General features: G+C 49.3%; 13 protein-coding genes. 6 read left to right on the top strand and 7 right to left on the bottom strand.

Annotation, left to right across the window (positions count from 1 at the left end; translation table 11 throughout):
• Positions 1-2 precede the first annotated feature (2 nt).
• Together recN and ligA are read left to right on the top strand one after the other, a co-directional pair.
• Positions 3-1,673, top strand: a complete 1,671-nt coding sequence (recN, locus tag F569_RS0103025; protein ID WP_026940984.1) for a DNA repair protein RecN — start codon at positions 3-5, stop codon at positions 1,671-1,673.
• Positions 1,670-3,718 (top strand): NAD-dependent DNA ligase LigA, encoded by a 2,049-nt coding sequence (gene ligA / locus F569_RS0103020; protein WP_026940983.1) that lies wholly within the window; start codon positions 1,670-1,672, stop codon positions 3,716-3,718. The genes recN and ligA overlap by 4 nt, the downstream gene beginning before the upstream one ends.
• 17 nt (positions 3,719-3,735) lie before the next feature.
• On the opposite strand, the gene F569_RS16220 is transcribed toward ligA, so the two are convergent.
• Positions 3,736-4,350: a S1 family peptidase gene (locus F569_RS16220; protein ID WP_162143726.1), complete on the bottom strand. Its 615-nt coding sequence runs from the start codon at positions 4,348-4,350 to the stop codon at positions 3,736-3,738.
• A gap of 93 nt (positions 4,351-4,443) precedes the next feature.
• Here F569_RS16220 and F569_RS18690 point away from each other — a divergent pair, with 93 nt between their 5' ends.
• Entirely contained in the window at positions 4,444-5,010 is a 567-nt protein-coding gene (locus F569_RS18690) for a thioredoxin family protein (RefSeq protein ID WP_051279183.1), read from the top strand.
• Positions 5,011-5,721 (top strand): hypothetical protein, encoded by a 711-nt coding sequence (locus tag F569_RS16210; protein ID WP_051279181.1) that lies wholly within the window; start codon positions 5,011-5,013, stop codon positions 5,719-5,721.
• On the opposite strand, the gene F569_RS16205 is transcribed toward F569_RS16210, so the two are convergent.
• Positions 5,699-7,018: a DNA polymerase IV gene (locus F569_RS16205; RefSeq protein ID WP_154813621.1), complete on the bottom strand. Its 1,320-nt coding sequence runs from the start codon at positions 7,016-7,018 to the stop codon at positions 5,699-5,701. The two genes, F569_RS16210 and F569_RS16205, sit on opposite strands and share 23 nt — an antisense overlap.
• Before the next feature lie 227 nt (positions 7,019-7,245).
• Between F569_RS16205 and F569_RS0102995 the strand changes: the two genes are divergently transcribed.
• Together F569_RS0102995 and F569_RS0102990 are read left to right on the top strand one after the other, a co-directional pair.
• The gene (locus F569_RS0102995) at positions 7,246-7,617 is read left to right on the top strand and encodes a response regulator (RefSeq protein ID WP_026940982.1); all 372 of its coding nucleotides are present in this window, start codon (positions 7,246-7,248) and stop codon (positions 7,615-7,617) included.
• Positions 7,618-8,985 carry a PleD family two-component system response regulator gene (locus F569_RS0102990; RefSeq protein ID WP_026940981.1) on the top strand — a complete coding sequence of 456 codons (1,368 nt, stop codon included), beginning with the start codon at positions 7,618-7,620 and terminating at the stop codon, positions 8,983-8,985.
• Here F569_RS0102990 and F569_RS16200 read toward each other — a convergent pair.
• The 5 genes from F569_RS16200 to topA form a co-directional block, all read right to left on the bottom strand.
• Positions 8,924-9,331: a DUF4112 domain-containing protein gene (locus F569_RS16200; RefSeq protein WP_034387133.1), complete on the bottom strand. Its 408-nt coding sequence runs from the start codon at positions 9,329-9,331 to the stop codon at positions 8,924-8,926. The two genes, F569_RS0102990 and F569_RS16200, sit on opposite strands and share 62 nt — an antisense overlap.
• A 92-nt stretch (positions 9,332-9,423) precedes the next feature.
• Positions 9,424-9,591 (bottom strand): 50S ribosomal protein L33, encoded by a 168-nt coding sequence (rpmG, locus tag F569_RS0102980; protein ID WP_026940980.1) that lies wholly within the window; start codon positions 9,589-9,591, stop codon positions 9,424-9,426.
• A gap of 72 nt (positions 9,592-9,663) precedes the next feature.
• Positions 9,664-10,410 (bottom strand): NUDIX hydrolase, encoded by a 747-nt coding sequence (locus F569_RS16195; RefSeq protein WP_051279177.1) that lies wholly within the window; start codon positions 10,408-10,410, stop codon positions 9,664-9,666.
• The gene (gene rnr / locus F569_RS0102970) at positions 10,407-12,620 is read right to left on the bottom strand and encodes a ribonuclease R (protein ID WP_034387131.1); all 2,214 of its coding nucleotides are present in this window, start codon (positions 12,618-12,620) and stop codon (positions 10,407-10,409) included. The genes F569_RS16195 and rnr overlap by 4 nt, the downstream gene beginning before the upstream one ends.
• 15 nt (positions 12,621-12,635) lie before the next feature.
• Positions 12,636-15,239 (bottom strand): type I DNA topoisomerase, encoded by a 2,604-nt coding sequence (gene topA / locus F569_RS0102965; protein WP_026940978.1) that lies wholly within the window; start codon positions 15,237-15,239, stop codon positions 12,636-12,638.
• Positions 15,240-15,280: the final 41 nt, after the last annotated feature.

Below are 15,280 nucleotides of genomic sequence, written 5' to 3'. Positions count from 1 at the left end.
TCATGCTAACCGGGCTGTCTATTCGTAATGTTGTTTTGATCGAGGCGCTTGACCTCGAATTTGGTACAGGATTGACGGCACTTACGGGCGAGACAGGCGCGGGTAAATCTATCATTCTTGATGCCCTTGGCATGGCGACGGGCGCGAGATCCGATCGTGGCTTAGTGCGTGCGGGCACAGATAAAGCGCAAGCTATTGCAGGTTTTTCGCTGTCTAATTCGGTCGCAAAACTTCTTGAAGCCCACGACATTGATGTGGACCCCAATGAGGATGTAACGCTGCGGCGAAGCTTAACGAAAGATGGCCGCAGTAAGGCCTTTATCAATGACCAAGCTGTGAGTGCAAAGCTCCTCTCGCAGGTTGGCAGCCTTTTACTCGAAGTCCACGGGCAACATGACGGGCGCGGGCTGCTGGATGCGGGGACACATATACATCTTTTGGACTTGTTTGGAGGGCACCAAACGTTAGCTGCGCGTTGCAGCGCGGCTTATACGAAGCGCCGTGAGACCCAAGCCCAAGTCGAGGCCTTAATGGCGTTGCGGGCGAAGGCGGCTGAAGACCGCGAGTTTTTAGAACACGCTATCGCAGAACTGGATCGCTTGGCTCCGAGTGCGGGTGAGGATGTTCGCCTTTCTGAGGAGCGCCGCTTCTTACAAGGCGCTGAGGGAGCCTTAACAGAACTTACCGCCGCGCAAGATGCGCTGGGCGAAGACGGTGCATTTGAGGCGAGATTAGCGTCGGCCTTAGCCGGGATTGATAGATTGCGTTCAAAATTTGCGGATAACCAAAGTAATGCGGCTAGGGCACTGGAGTCTGCAGCGCAAGCTTTGGAACGCGCGATGCTGGAAACACAAGAGGCGCGTGACGCGGTTGCAGTTGCGGCGCAGAGCTTTGATGTCGAACCCGGACGTCTTGACGAAACAGAAAAGCGGCTTTTTGCGCTTAGAGCGGCCGCACGTAAATATGACTGCGATATAGACGCGCTCATTGAGACGCGGAGTAAATTTGCGGGGGAGCTCTCCGCAATTGAAAATGCTGATATGGACTTATCCAAAGCCAAATCAGCTGCGAATAAAGCCAAAGAGACTTATGACAAAGCCGCCTTCGCACTGAGTAAAGCCCGTGAGAAATCTGCCCAAACCTTAGATAAAGCTGTGATGCGGGAATTACCGCCGCTTAAAATGGAGCGCGCGCAATTTATCACGCATATTGAAACCGGCGATGAGACAGCCTTAGGCGTTGATAAAGTTCGCTTTCAAGTTTCAACAAACCCCGGAACGGCCTTGGGGCCATTGGACAAGATTGCTTCAGGCGGGGAGATGGCACGTTTCGCGCTGGCAATTAAAGTGGCCCTTGCAGGTAAAAATGATGCTGTAATGGTCTTTGACGAAGTGGATCAAGGCGTTGGCGGTGCTGTGGCGGACGCGGTCGGTAAACGCCTTGCTCGCCTGTCAAAATCCGCGCAAGTTTTTGTAGTCACCCATAGTCCGCAGGTCGCGGCGGCGGCGAACCATCAATACCGCATTGAGAAATCTTCAACGGGTTCGACCACTACCACTAATGTTACGCTCGTCGCAGATGATGCCCGAGAAGAAGAAATTGCGCGGATGTTGGCAGGTGAAACCATTACGCAAGAGGCGAGGGCGGCTGCGCGCCAGCTCATGGCTTCATGAGTGAGATTGCCGCAAAAAAACGTATCGCGTTTCTAACGCGTGAAATTAAAGCGGCGGACGCTTTTTACTATCAAGAAGATGCGCCTGTTATGACGGACGCAGCTTATGATGCCCTTAGAAAAGAGCTTATTGCGCTTGAATCGGAGTTTCCGCATCTGGCTTCTAAAGACAGTCCGACACAAACAGTTGGCGCGAAACCCTCAGGCAAATTTGGTAAAATCAAACATAAGGTCGCGATGCTCTCGCTGGATAATGCCTTCACCGATGAGGATGTGTCAGATTTTGTTGCGCGGGTGAAGCGGTTTCTGTCTATGGATGAAACAGCAAAGATGTCTTTCACGGCAGAACCAAAAATAGACGGCCTGTCCGCAGCTTTGCGCTATGAGAAGGGGCGGCTCATTAGAGGGGCCACACGCGGAGACGGCAAAGTCGGTGAGGATGTCACAAAGAACCTCTCCACATTAGCAACTATTCCCAAAACGCTTAAAGGCGAGGGATGGCCAGATGTCCTCGAAGTTCGGGGCGAAGTTTATATTGATCATGCTGACTTTGAGACGATGAATGCCGCGCAAGTGGAAGCTGGGAAGGAGGCTTATAAAAACCCGCGTAATGCGGCCGCAGGATCGCTCCGCCAAATCGATCCAAATATCACCGCGCAACGTCCTTTAAAGTTCTTTGCTTATACGTGGGGCGAGATTAGCGCGCCTATTTCGGATACCCAAATGGGCGCGGTTGAGCGCTTTGCGGCTTGGGGATTTGAGGTCAATGACCAGATGAAACGTCATGACAGTGCCGAGCAAATGATAGCCCATTATCACGAGATTGAAGAGAAGCGGGCAGGGCTTGGCTATGATATTGATGGCGTGGTTTATAAGGTCAATGACCTTTCATTACAGGCGCGTTTGGGCTTTGTCTCGCGCGCGCCACGTTGGGCCATTGCACATAAATTCCCGGCTGAGAAAGCTATAACAAAACTCGAAGCGATTGATGTTCAAGTCGGGCGGACGGGGGCGCTGACTCCTGTGGCAAGGCTAACGCCTATTACGGTGGGCGGCGTGGTTGTGTCTAATGCCACGCTTCACAATGAAGATGAAATTCAGCGCCTCGGCGTAAAACCCGGAGACACGGTTGAGATACAGCGAGCCGGAGATGTTATCCCGCAAGTGCTGCGCGTTGTAGAGGATGGCGGCGGTAAGCTGACCCTTCTCCCGCATCATTGCCCGATATGCGGCGCGCCTGCCGTTCGTGATGTGGATAAAAAAACAGGCCGTATAGATGTCGTGCGCCGCTGCACAAATGGTCTTAGTTGTCCTGCGCAAGCCATTGAAGGGCTTAAACATTTTGTCTCCCGCCGTGCATTTGATATTGATGGGCTCGGCGCAAAACAGGTTGAGCTATTTTATCAAAAAGGATGGGTGAAAGAACCTGCGGATATATTCACTTTGGATTTTGAGCAGATTTCAAAACTTGAAGGTTTTGGTGAAACCTCTGCGAAAAATTTAAAGTCTGCTATTGAAGAACGTAAAGAAATTGACTTTGCCCGAGCCCTCTATGCGCTGGGCATTCGTCATGTCGGACAAGGTAATTCTGATTTGATATCTAAGCATTTTCTCTCATGGGGGAAAATGCAAACAGCTCTGATTGCGGCGAAGGACCATATGGGGGAAGAGTGGGCTGACCTTATTTCCATTGATGGTATGGGTGAAGCCGCCGGCGGGTCCCTTGTTGACTTTTTTAATGTCGAGCAAAATGCAAAAGTCATAGAAAAACTATTAAATCATATTAGCGTCATAGATGCGCAGGCTCCATCCTCCGATAGTCCCGTTTCAGGTAAAACAGTCGTCTTTACCGGCAAGCTCGAGAAATTTTCACGAGATGAAGCGAAAGCCAAAGCACAGAGCTTAGGTGCGAAAGTTTCGGGCAGTGTTTCAGCCAAGACTGATATTCTTGTGGCAGGCCCCGGCGCGGGCTCAAAGCTTAAGAAAGCGACCGAATTAGGAATTCAAACTTATACCGAAGATGAGTGGTTGGATTTAATTCATTGATCTAGATGCTATCGTATTTAGCTGATTGCAGTCTCTTTCATTACGGCATCCCACACTGCTGAGAGGGCGATAAAGTCACAGCTTTCATCCGGGTCACGGTCATTGTTTAAATCCGCAGGGCTGTTTCGCGTTATGATTACGCCAACAGGTTCACCGCTTGCCGCGTCAATAACTGGGCCCCCGCTCATGCCTGTTACAACAGGTTCATCAGGCGTTTGAATATGCGCAATCCATGTTCCAGGATGGCGCTCAAAATAGACTTTACCGCGCCGCTCTTCCAAGCTACGAGCCCCTGCGGGGAAGCCCTTGCATATAACCTGCTGACCGATGACGGGATCTGCGGGCCGTTTGGCGGGAAGGTGGCAGCCCATTATTGCGGCGTCCAACCCGTCCGGCCAAGTGGTGAACTCCCCATTTGCGAAGGGCGGCAATAAGTCGTTGGTTTCTGTGAGGCAGTGACCTGCTGTGATCCAACCGCCCCAATGAGCAAAAAAGCTTGCATAGCATTGAAAGCCGCGCTCATTGTAAAAATGGCGGCGAATATCAAGTCCCTGAACGGGTTTGGACGGGGCAGGGCTCCAAATAGACGGGGCCTCTTGGTTGGGCACCTGCGCTTTCGCAGGCATTTGCATGGGCTGGCCTTTACGGCGGAAGAAAGAAAAAAGACGCATAAGGCGTGATACAAACTCTATGCGCCAAGAGTAAAGCTATGTTACAGCTTTCATATGAAATATGTTGGTCTTTCCATATCAGCTCTTTTGGCGGCTTGCACGACGCAGGCATTGGAGGGAGGAGATAAACCTCCTGCCGTGTCTGAGGTGCAGTCCAAAACCGCGGATATATCTCATGACAATGGCGGCCATGCGCACAAGGTCCATGATGAACCTCGCCCTTATGACGCCACCGCAGATGCTGAACTTGATGTGAACCACACTTTAGTTTCCGCCAAGGAAAACGGCAAATTGGGACTGCTCGTCTTTGGCGCGAATTGGTGTCATGATAGCCGGGCTTTAGCGGCTCATTTTGAAAGGCCTCGTTTCCAAACACTGCTTAAGAAGCACTTTGAAATGACCTATGTAGATGTTGGGCAGAAGAACCGAAATATTGAACTGGCCCAAAGTTTTGGCGTCAAAGATATTGTCGGTACGCCGACCGTTTTTGTGACTAATTCTGACGGAATGGTGCTGAATTTGGATACAGCCCCAACCTGGCGGAATGCAGCGAGCCGCGCGGAAGGTGACGTCTTTGATTATTTTGAAGATTTTACGGCGGATTTTAAGGGGCCTGAATAAATGTTTATCGGGCATTATGGACCCGCCGTTTGGGATACACAGCGGGGGAAAGAAACGCCGCTCGTTACCTTATGGCAGGGCTTTTTGGCTGTTCAATTTATCGATATTATTTGGGCTGTGCTGACAATTTTCGGTATAGAAGGCCCTAGTGTTGCTGCGGACGGAACGCCTGTTTTCCATATTCCTTGGTCGCACTCTCTCTTGACATCATTGATCCTAGCTGGATTTGCAGGGCTGATGTTTCGGTTTTTTAAACCCTCAGCAGGTAGCCGCGGTTTTTGGGTGATTGCTGGTCTAGTGTTTTCGCATTGGATTTTGGACTTGATTGTTCATCGCCCCGATTTACCCCTTTATCCGGGCGGCTCATTGATGCTTGGCTTTGGCTTTTGGAATTTTCCCATAGCCGCTTACGTCCTTGAGATGGGGTTGGTTTTTTCAGGGTTTTTGTTTTGGCAGCGCGTTACGAGCGCTAAAAGCAAACGTTATGATTATGCTTTGTGGGCATTTTTCATCGTGATGGCCGCTTTGCAAGCCTATGTCATTTTGATTCCGGGATTAGCCCTCCAAGCAGGAAATTTTGATGCATCTGTGGGGCCGCGAGGGCCTGCTTTGGGTGTCACGACATTGATTATCTTTTTTGGTATGGCGTCTATTATAAGTTGGATTGAAAAAGGTCGGCCCTCGAAATTCAGTCCACAGAATCTGGGTTAATTTTATTCGGCAGAAACTTTGCATCATTGCGCCGTCCTTTATTTTTAAACCCGCGTCCTGTCATGACTGCATCTTTGCCAAATTTTTCGCGCGCTTTATCGGTAGCGCGTTCAGCTATGCCGCGCTTTATGGCGTTAGGGTCAAGCAGATCGCCGCCATCACCAACCGGAGCTGTAAGTCCTGAAATGCCCGCCCCAATTAAGCGGTAACTCTGCGAGCCGTTGGACTTTGAGACTTCTTTTTCCAGCATAGGTACACAGGTGCGAAAGATAACATCGGCAAGCTGTACGGGTTGCGGTAGAGTGCGGCGCCGTGTGATTGATTCAAATTGCTTTGTCTTGAGCTTAAGTGTCACGACTGTGCCGGCAATATTTTTAGCTTTGCTGCGATCCGCCGTTTTTTGGCAGACCTGCCAGAGCTTGTCTTTCAAGGCTTCGATATCCGAAATGTCCTCATTAAAGGTGGTTTCTGCTGAAACAGATTTTCTAAGGCGCGAACGCTTTACGGGGCGGTTGTCTTCTGCGCGTGCTAATCGGGCGAGATGTAAGCCCATATCGCCAAAACGCTGCGCCATTTTCTTATCCGTCCACCGCCTGACATCAGCTATGGTGTTCAGTCCTTCTTTGTTCAGGCTTCTGGCAAATGAGGGTCCGACCCCATAAATAAACCCCACAGGTTTATCGGCCAGAAAGTTGAGCGCATCCGCGCGGCCCAAAACGGCAAAGCCATTGGGCTTATCTAAATCAGAGGCCGTCTTAGCTAGAAATTTATTATAGGAGAGGCCAACAGAGACAGTCACGCCAACTTCTTTAAGGATATCATTTTGTAGTTTTATAAGGCTTTGACTCGGCTTGCGGCCATGAATACGTTCCGTGCCTGATAAGTCCAGAAAGGCTTCATCAATTGAAAGAGGTTCAACAGCGGGGGTCAGGTCGCGCATCATCTCGCGTATAATGCCGCCGTCCCGCGCGTATTTATCCATATTTCCGCGCACGACAACAGCTTCTGGGCAGAGCTTGAGCGCTTTAAACATGGGCATCGCGGAATGTACGCCATATATACGGGCATGATAACAGGCCGCAGAGACAACACCCCGCCGTCCGCCGCCTACAATAACAGGTTTGTCACGGATATCGGGATTATCCCGCTTCTCCACAGAACAAAAAAATGCATCGCAATCGACATGGGCAATGCTCAGACTTTGGAGTTCAGGGTGTGAAGCCAAGCGCGTTGATCCACAAGAACCGCAACTTTCTGCTTGTGTGAATGCCGCGCAATCACGACATAGTTTTGCCACTTTAAAAGGCATTCTTCTTGTTTCAAGCTCGGGCAGCTTCACTACTCCTTAACAATGTTCTATATATGTTCTATTTCTTAAAACTTGTGAAGTCCTCTTTATGGTTAACTCAACCCTAAAGCCGAGCAAACCTAAAGTTAAGGATATGGTGTCATAAAGAAGCTGTAAAATATAAGAATCGCGGGCAACGTCCTGCAAAATGGTGAATTGGGAATATGTTACAGATTATGCCGAAAAAAGTTCTCATCGTTGAAGACAATGAGCTGAACATGAAACTGTTCGCCGACCTTCTGGAAGCGCATGGATATGAGACGCGCCAGACACGCGAGGGCCTAAAGGCAATTGGTATCGCGCGTAGTTTTAATCCTGACCTTATTCTTATGGATATTCAACTGCCGGAAGTCTCTGGTCTGGAAGTCACCAAGTGGATTAAAGACGACAAAGCTTTGGCTGATATTCCGGTGGTCGCCGTAACTGCCTTTGCTATGAAGGGTGATGAAAAGCGCATTCGAGACGGCGGATGTGAGGCTTATATCGCAAAGCCGATCACAGTAACGTCTTTTCTGGAAACAGTTCGTAAGTTCGTCGAAGCCGCCTAAATGTCCGCCCGTATCCTCGTCGTAGATGATTTGGCGCCGAACCTCCATTTATTGGAGGTTAAGCTGCAGGCTGAGTATTATGACGTTGTAACTGCGAAAAGTGGTCAGGAAGCTTTGGACGTTGCAGGTGAGCAGAAACCTGACCTTATCCTAATGGATGCTATGATGCCTGGCATGAACGGTTTTGAAGCCTGCCAGAAGCTCAAGCAAAACCCAGAGACATGGCATATTCCTGTCATAATGGTGACAGCCCTCGAAGAAACCAAAGACCGTATTGCCGGGCTAGAAGCCGGGGCCGATGATTTTATAACTAAGCCGATTGATGATTTTAATTTGATGGCGCGCGTGAGATCTCTCTTACGCCTGAAAATGGTGACCGATCAACTCATCAGCCATACAGGTCATACCAGTTCAAATTCGAAGCCTTTGCTAGATAGTATCGATGCTAAGAAGGGCAATATCTTACTCATAGAAGACCATAAGCTGCGCTCTGAAAAGATTTCTGCACCGCTAAAAAAGCATCATAATGTTCTTAATGAAGGCGATCCCGTTGAAGCCCTTAAAAAAGCGAAGTCCGGGGTTGACCTTATCATCGTTAGCCTTGTTTCAGATAGCTTTGACGGGCTGCGTGTTTGCGCAAGTTTACGCTTTAATGAAGCCAGTCGAGATATCCCGATTTTAATTATTGGTGACCCCGAAGACGAGCAGCGGCTACTTCGCGCCTATGACATTGGTATCAACGATACTTTGATGCGGCCGATAGAAATTCAAGAGATGCAAGCGCGTGTAAATACTTTACTGCGCCGTAAATTTTACGCGGATAGTTTACGTGAGAATTTCAACGAAAATCTTGAAATGGTTGTATCGGATCCTCTCACAGGGCTTGGTAATCGCCGTTATTTTGAGCGTGCCATAGACCCGTTTTTTGTGGGTTTAAAAGAGAAACAAGAAGTGTTCTCTATCATTGTTTTTGACATTGATCATTTCAAACGCGTGAATGATATTTTAGGCCATGATATGGGCGATCAAATTCTCAAAGAAGTGGCCGCACGCTTGGTCACGAATATGCGTGCCATCGATGTTGTGAGTCGGTATGGCGGCGAAGAATTTATGATTGCTATGCCCAAAACCTCAGAAGAGGAAGCTTTGGTAGCCGCTGATAGGGTTCGAAGTCTTATAGCTGGAACACCTGTTTATGTTGACGGACAAGCGCTGCATATAACGACATCAGCTGGGGTCGCTGAAGTGGAGAGGGGAGAACAACTGCGTGATGTCTTTAGGCGCGCTGACGACGCTCTCTATAAGGCTAAGCAAGGGGGCCGGAACCAAGTGGTGTCCGCGGCGGCGTCACATTCTCAAGCGGCTTAGGTCTTAGATTGCTTTTATAGAAGTCTCTTATAATAGCTGCATTGCGGTTATTTGCCTTCCAACCCCAATCAAAAATATCGCCGATGAGGGGAATGAGGCCAATCAGCCAATCAATTCCCACATTGGCAGTCATTTTTATCAATTGAAGCTTTGGAAGCCCGAGTCTTGCGCCTTGAAGAATGATATAGGCTGACACAGATAGTCCGACTGTGTCTCCGATTCCAGGAATGAAACCAATTATAGTATCAAGCCCTAAAGGACTAGGAATGCCTGGGATATTAAACTGGCTATCCATCAAGCGGGCAAGCGACTCTATGGCTTCTACAGTTTGTTTCTGAGATGTCATAAAAAATTACGGCTATTCAGTTGAAATGTTCCCAAGAGGCATAAAAAAAGCCGCTCAAAAGAACGGCTCTTTCATGTTTTATAGAGGTCAAATTACTTGATTTTACCTTCTTTGAAATCCACGTGTTTACGCGCAACGGGATCATATTTCTTTTTGACCATTTTTTCAGTCATTGTACGTGAATTTTTCTTTGTCACGTAAAAGTAACCTGTACCGGCTGTACTGTTCAGGCGGATTTTGATTGTGGTTGGCTTCGCCATGGCTCCGGGCCCTCTTGTTGAATTCTAAGCGCGCCGATTAGGGCAGATAACAAGCTGTGTCAACACGCCAATTCATCGAGACGGAAATGTGTCCGTCAGAAATTTTCCATATTTTGCATGGGAGTAGAAGATGTGAGCTGGCGGGCGATCATAGGCCATAAATTGCTGTAAAACCTTCAGCATCATTTGCGTGGCGCGTTGTAACTCTAATTTCCAAATTTCATCAAATGTGAACCAGCCAACATTAAGCAACTCTGCGCTATCTTCGATTTTAGGGAGGTCTGGTGTGTCTAAGGCCTTAAGAAAAAACCAAGCATCGAATCGTTTATGGCGATGGGGTGGTGTGATGGCGCGTCCAAAGACTTCAATACCGTCAAGACTGGGTTTTAAGCCGGCCTCACGGAAGGCGTCCCAAGAGGGATCCCGGTGATTACGGATTACCTGGCTTGGCTTTCCTAGCAATAGCGAGGTTTCTTCATAAGTCTCTCTCACAGAGGCGAGAACAACGGCACGAGCTTTTCGAGGTGAGTAAGCAGCCTCCATTATAGCTTGCGTGCGGGGGGATAAATCATCTTCATAGTCGATATAGCTGTCACCTCGATCAACACGGCCACCCGGAAAAACATAAACACTTGGCATAAAGTCATGTTTCGAAGAGCGTTGTCCCATAAGAATGCGCGGGTTTTCTTTGGGGCCGTGCGTTAAAACGATTGTTGAGGCAATTTTTGGGCGAGGGGCACGCGCCAGGGCTTTACGGTTTTCGCGCTCTTTCTTCGTCATGCGGATTTGACCAAGACTTTGCGGGGAGAGGTCTTTCATCTGCGCCGCCGTCCGCGATTCTGTTTAGGCCGTGCGGAGCCTCCGCCATGATGACCGCGTTTAGGCTTTTTGCCGGGTTCTGGCTTTGTCAAAATTTCGAATATTAGTCCGCCTGTTATCGGGGTCGCTTCGACGAGTTTGACTTTTATCTGACGTCCAAAGCGATATGTACCGCCGCTATCCGCTCCAATCAGAGCTTTGCGTTTTTCATCAAAAACAAAATATTCTCGTCCTAAACTGCGTGATGGGATGAGGCCGTCCGCGCCAGTTTCGTCAAGGGTTATAAAGAGGCCAAATTTTGTGACGCCCGTTATTCTGGCGTCAAATGTCGCGCCGACCCGTTTTTCAAGAAAGGCTGCGATATATCTATCCTTCGAATCGCGTTCAGCTTTCATAGCGCGGCGTTCTGTCGTTGAAATATGCTCACTAATTTCTTTCAAGCGTGAGGCTTCTGACGGGCTGGTGCCATCTTCACCAAGATCAAAGGCATTAATCAAAGCGCGGTGGACGACCAGGTCTGCATAGCGGCGGATAGGGGAGGTAAAATGCGCATAATGCGTAAGGTTCAAGCCAAAATGCCCCTTAGGATCAGGGTCATATATGGCTTGGCTTTGGCTGCGTAGAACCGACATGCCGACGGTTTCTGCAAGGCCTTTTTCATCGGCTTGTTTTAATAATGTGTTGAGCCGTTTTGTGCTCGCCCGTTCGCCAAGTGACCATTTCAGGCCCAAGGCCGGAAGGAAATCAGACAAGCCTTGCAGCTTTTCACGAGAGGGCGGCTCATGGACACGGACTATAGTCGTGACGCCTTTACTGCCCAAGGCTTCTGCTGCCGCGACATTAGCTTGGACCATGAATTCTTCGACCAGCTTATGCGCGTCAAAGCGGTCACGAATGGTAATCTCTGTGACCTCGCCTTTATCGTTCACATGCACACGGCGTTCAGGTAGCTCAATGGCAAGAGGCGCGCGTTCATTGCGGGCTTTGCGCAGAGCTTTATAAGCACTGAAAATATCTCTCAAAATATCAACGACTGGCGCTGCAGCCTCTCCGGCATTTCCGGTAAAGGCTTCTTGCGCCTGGGCATAAGTAAGGCGGGCATGAGATCGCATGATTCCGCGGTGAAATTTATGGGATTTCTTTATGCCGTTTTTATCAAAGAACATATTTACCGCCATACATGCGCGGTCTTCATTAGGACGAAGCGAGCAAAGGTCAGAAGAGAGCTCATGTGGGAGCATCGGTTCTACGCGGTCTGGCAAATACACAGAGTTGCCCTTATTACGGGCCGCGCGGTCAAGAGGGCTGTCAGGCGTCACGAAGGCGGCGACATCGGCAATGGCGACCCATACATCCCAGCCGCCATTCTTGGTCGGCGTAGCCGTGATAGCATCATCGAAGTCTTTGGCATCGACAGGGTCAATCGTCACCAGAGGAAGATGCCGTAAGTCCTCGCGATATTTAGATAATTTCGGTAATTTCAGCGCTTTAGCTTCCGCAATCATATCATCAGGAAAGCCGACGGGGATTTCGTGTTGATAGAGTGAAATGAGAGAGGCCGCTTTGCCGCCATTGGCTGAGCCTACGGTTTCAACAATTTCGGCGAGGCGTAAGTCGCCTTGGTTGCGGCGTGTGGATTGGAACCAAACGAGGTCATTATTTTCAGACCCTTCCGGCACTTTGGTCGGTTTATAATCGTGACGTGCTTTTTTATCGACAGGCTGTATGCGCCAACCTCTGCCGCCTTGATACAAAATACCAAGGTTTTTAGTCGGCCCTGCGCCAAGGCGTTTCATCACCTGCGCTATGATGAGGCCCTTGTCTTTTTTGATACGACACAGCGCCCGTCCGCCCACACCGACCGTGGCCGCATTATGGCCTCTAGACTTTTTCGAAATCGGTTCTTCGCGGACGATCACTTTAGGCGACGGGCCGTCTTGTTTCCAGACTTCCGGCTCGCCGACCAAATCACCATGCTCATCCAGACCCGTAACGCGAATGACCATGACGCCAGGTAGGTCATCGGCCTCGCGAAAGGTTTTGTTTTTGGACTTTTTTAAAACGCCTTCATCCACCATTTCACGCAGCAGCTGACGAAGCACCCGGCGATCCTCGCCTTTAACCTTAAGCTGGCGTGCCAAGGCCTTATTATCAAACCTATCAGGTTGGCCGCTGACGGCTTTTAAGATGCTGTCGCGACTTAATTCCATAATTTGATTATAAACCTATTTTTTAGCTGTCGTCTTCTTTGCCGCGGGTTTCTTTTTTGCCGGCGGCTTTTTCTTAGCCGCTGGTTTCTTTTTGGCCGGGGCTTTGCGTTTTTTCTTAGCCGGTCCTTTGGCGATTTTTGCGGCGATATATTCCAGAGCCATTTCCATGGTTACGTCCGCAGGTTCTGTGCCTTTTGGAAGGGTCGCGTTGATTTTTTCATATTTAACGTAAGGACCATAGCGGCCTGACATGATTTGAACAGGTTTTTCGTCCTCTGGATGTTTGCCTAAATCTTTCACGACTGTACCGCCGCTGCGTCCGCGTCCTGGATTTGCAATTTTATCAGCAATGCGTGCGACGGCATCATTCATGCCAATAGTGAACATTTCTTCAGGGTCTTTGATACTTACATAGGTCGTATTGTGCTTAAGGTAAGGACCAAAGCGTCCGAGAGCTGTAATGATTTGGTTGCCATCATCCGGGTGAGAGCCAATTTTACGCGGGAGGTTAATAAGGCGCAGGCCTTTCTCAAGGTCCATTGCATCGTAAGGCCATGTTTTCGGCAGGCCTGTGCGCTTTGGTTTTTTTTCAGTTTCCATTTCGACATAGGGGCCGAAACGTCCTTCTTTAAGAACAATGTCTTTGCCAGTCTCAGGGTGTTGGCCAAGAATTTTATCTTCTGCTGGCGCATTATCTTCGCCGCCAAAGGGACGCGTAAACTTACAGTCAGAATAGTTGGAACAGCCAACAAACGCCCCGAACTTGCCAAGCTTAAGGCTCAATTTGCCGTCTTCACATAACGTGCATTTGCGGGGATCAGAGCCATCTTCTTTGTCAGGGAAGACAAGAGGACGCAAAGCATCATTGAGCGCGTCTAATACATTCGTAATGCGCAGTTCTTTGGTTTCATCAATGGAGGCAGAAAATTCATTCCAAAAATCATTGAGTAGCTTTTTCCAAGCGAGCTCACCTGCTGAAACCTTATCAAGGCGGTCTTCAAGATCGGCTGTGTAGTTATATTGCACATATTTTCCAAAGAAGTTTTCCAAGAAAGCAATCAGCATCCGCCCTTTGTCCACAGGTGTAAAGCGGCGCTTATCAAGCGTCACATATCCGCGGTCTTGCAACACTTTCAGGATTGAGGCGTAAGTCGAGGGACGGCCAATGCCGAGCTCTTCCATACGCTTAACGAGGCTGGCCTCAGAATAGCGCGGCGGCGGCTGCGTGAAATGCTGTTCCGTATTGACCTTAGTCGCCTCAACAGTGTCGCCCTTAACAACAGGGGCTAAAGTCGCGTTTTTGTCCTCACCGTCTTCGTCCGTTTTTGGCTTGGTTTCTTCATAGAGCTTTAGAAAGCCATCAAAGCGAATGACCTGGCCCGTGGCGCGAAGACCAACAGTGTTGTTGCTGTCTGCCATCTCGATCGTGGTGCGCTCAAGCTTGGCTGAAGCCATTTGAGAGGACATGGCGCGTTTCCAAATCAGCTCATATAATTTTTTCATGTCGCCGGAGAGCTTGAGGCTTTCAGGCGTACGGCTAAAACTTGTCGGCCGGATCGCTTCATGAGCCTCTTGCGCATTTTTGGCTTTGGATTTGTAGACACGGTGTTGTCCCGGTAAATAATCATCACCAAATTCTGAACCAATCGTGGCGCGGCATTCACTAATGGCTTCGCCAATCATGGAAATTCCGTCAGTACGCATATAGGTTATAAGGCCAGTTGTTTCGCCGCCAATATCCACACCTTCATAGAGCATTTGTGCGGTGCGCATGGTCTGCGTAGCCGAGAAGCCCAGCTTACGAGACGCTTCTTGCTGTAATGTTGATGTCATGAAGGGCGCCTGAGGATTACGCGTGAGTGGCTTAGCTTCGACGGAAACCACGGAGAGTTTAGCGGCATCGACAGCCGCTTTCGCTTTGGCGGCATCTTCGGCATTTCCTAGAGAGAACTTTGTTAGCTTTTCGCCGTTCAGTGACACAAGGCGTGCAGGGAAATCACCGCCTTTGCTGTTTTTCATCACCGTATCCAAAGACCAGTATTCCTGATTTTCAAATTTTTCGATTTCTGTCTCGCGTTCACATATTAAGCGCAGAGCCACGGACTGTACGCGCCCTGCTGAGCGTGCTCCTGGGAGCTTTCGCCAAAGGACAGGGGAGAGTGTAAAACCGACGAGATAGTCAAGTGCGCGGCGCGCGAGATAAGCTTCAACCAATTCCATGTCGATCTGGCGTGGGTTAGCAATGGCGTCCGTAACAGATTTTTTTGTAATGGCGTTAAAAACAACGCGCTCAATTTCTTTGTCGCCGAGTTTGTTCTTTTTCTTCTTGGAAAGAACATCAAGCAAGTGCCATGAAATGGCTTCGCCTTCTCTATCCGGGTCGGTTGCGAGTATAAGCTTTTCTGACTTCTGAAGAGCCATTTCAATATCTTTGACGCGTTTTTTGGATTGTGTATCCACGGCCCATGTCATCGCAAAATCATTTTCAGGATCTACGGAGCCGTTTTTACTCGGAAGGTCCCGGATGTGACCAAAGCTTGCGAGGACTTTATAGTCTTTGCCCAAGTATTTTTCGATGGTTTTGGCTTTGGCCGGAGATTCGACGATGACAAGATTCATGCGTGTGGTGTCCAAATGTAGCGACGCCGGAGGGCTTTCTG

Origin of the sequence: Hellea balneolensis DSM 19091, from assembly GCF_000428525.1 — a bacterium.
In the GTDB taxonomy this organism is placed as follows: Bacteria; Pseudomonadota; Alphaproteobacteria; order Caulobacterales; family Maricaulaceae; genus Hellea; species Hellea balneolensis.
The sequence above is the reverse complement of the archived record's forward strand: the minus strand, read 5'-3'. Positions and strand labels throughout refer to the sequence as shown.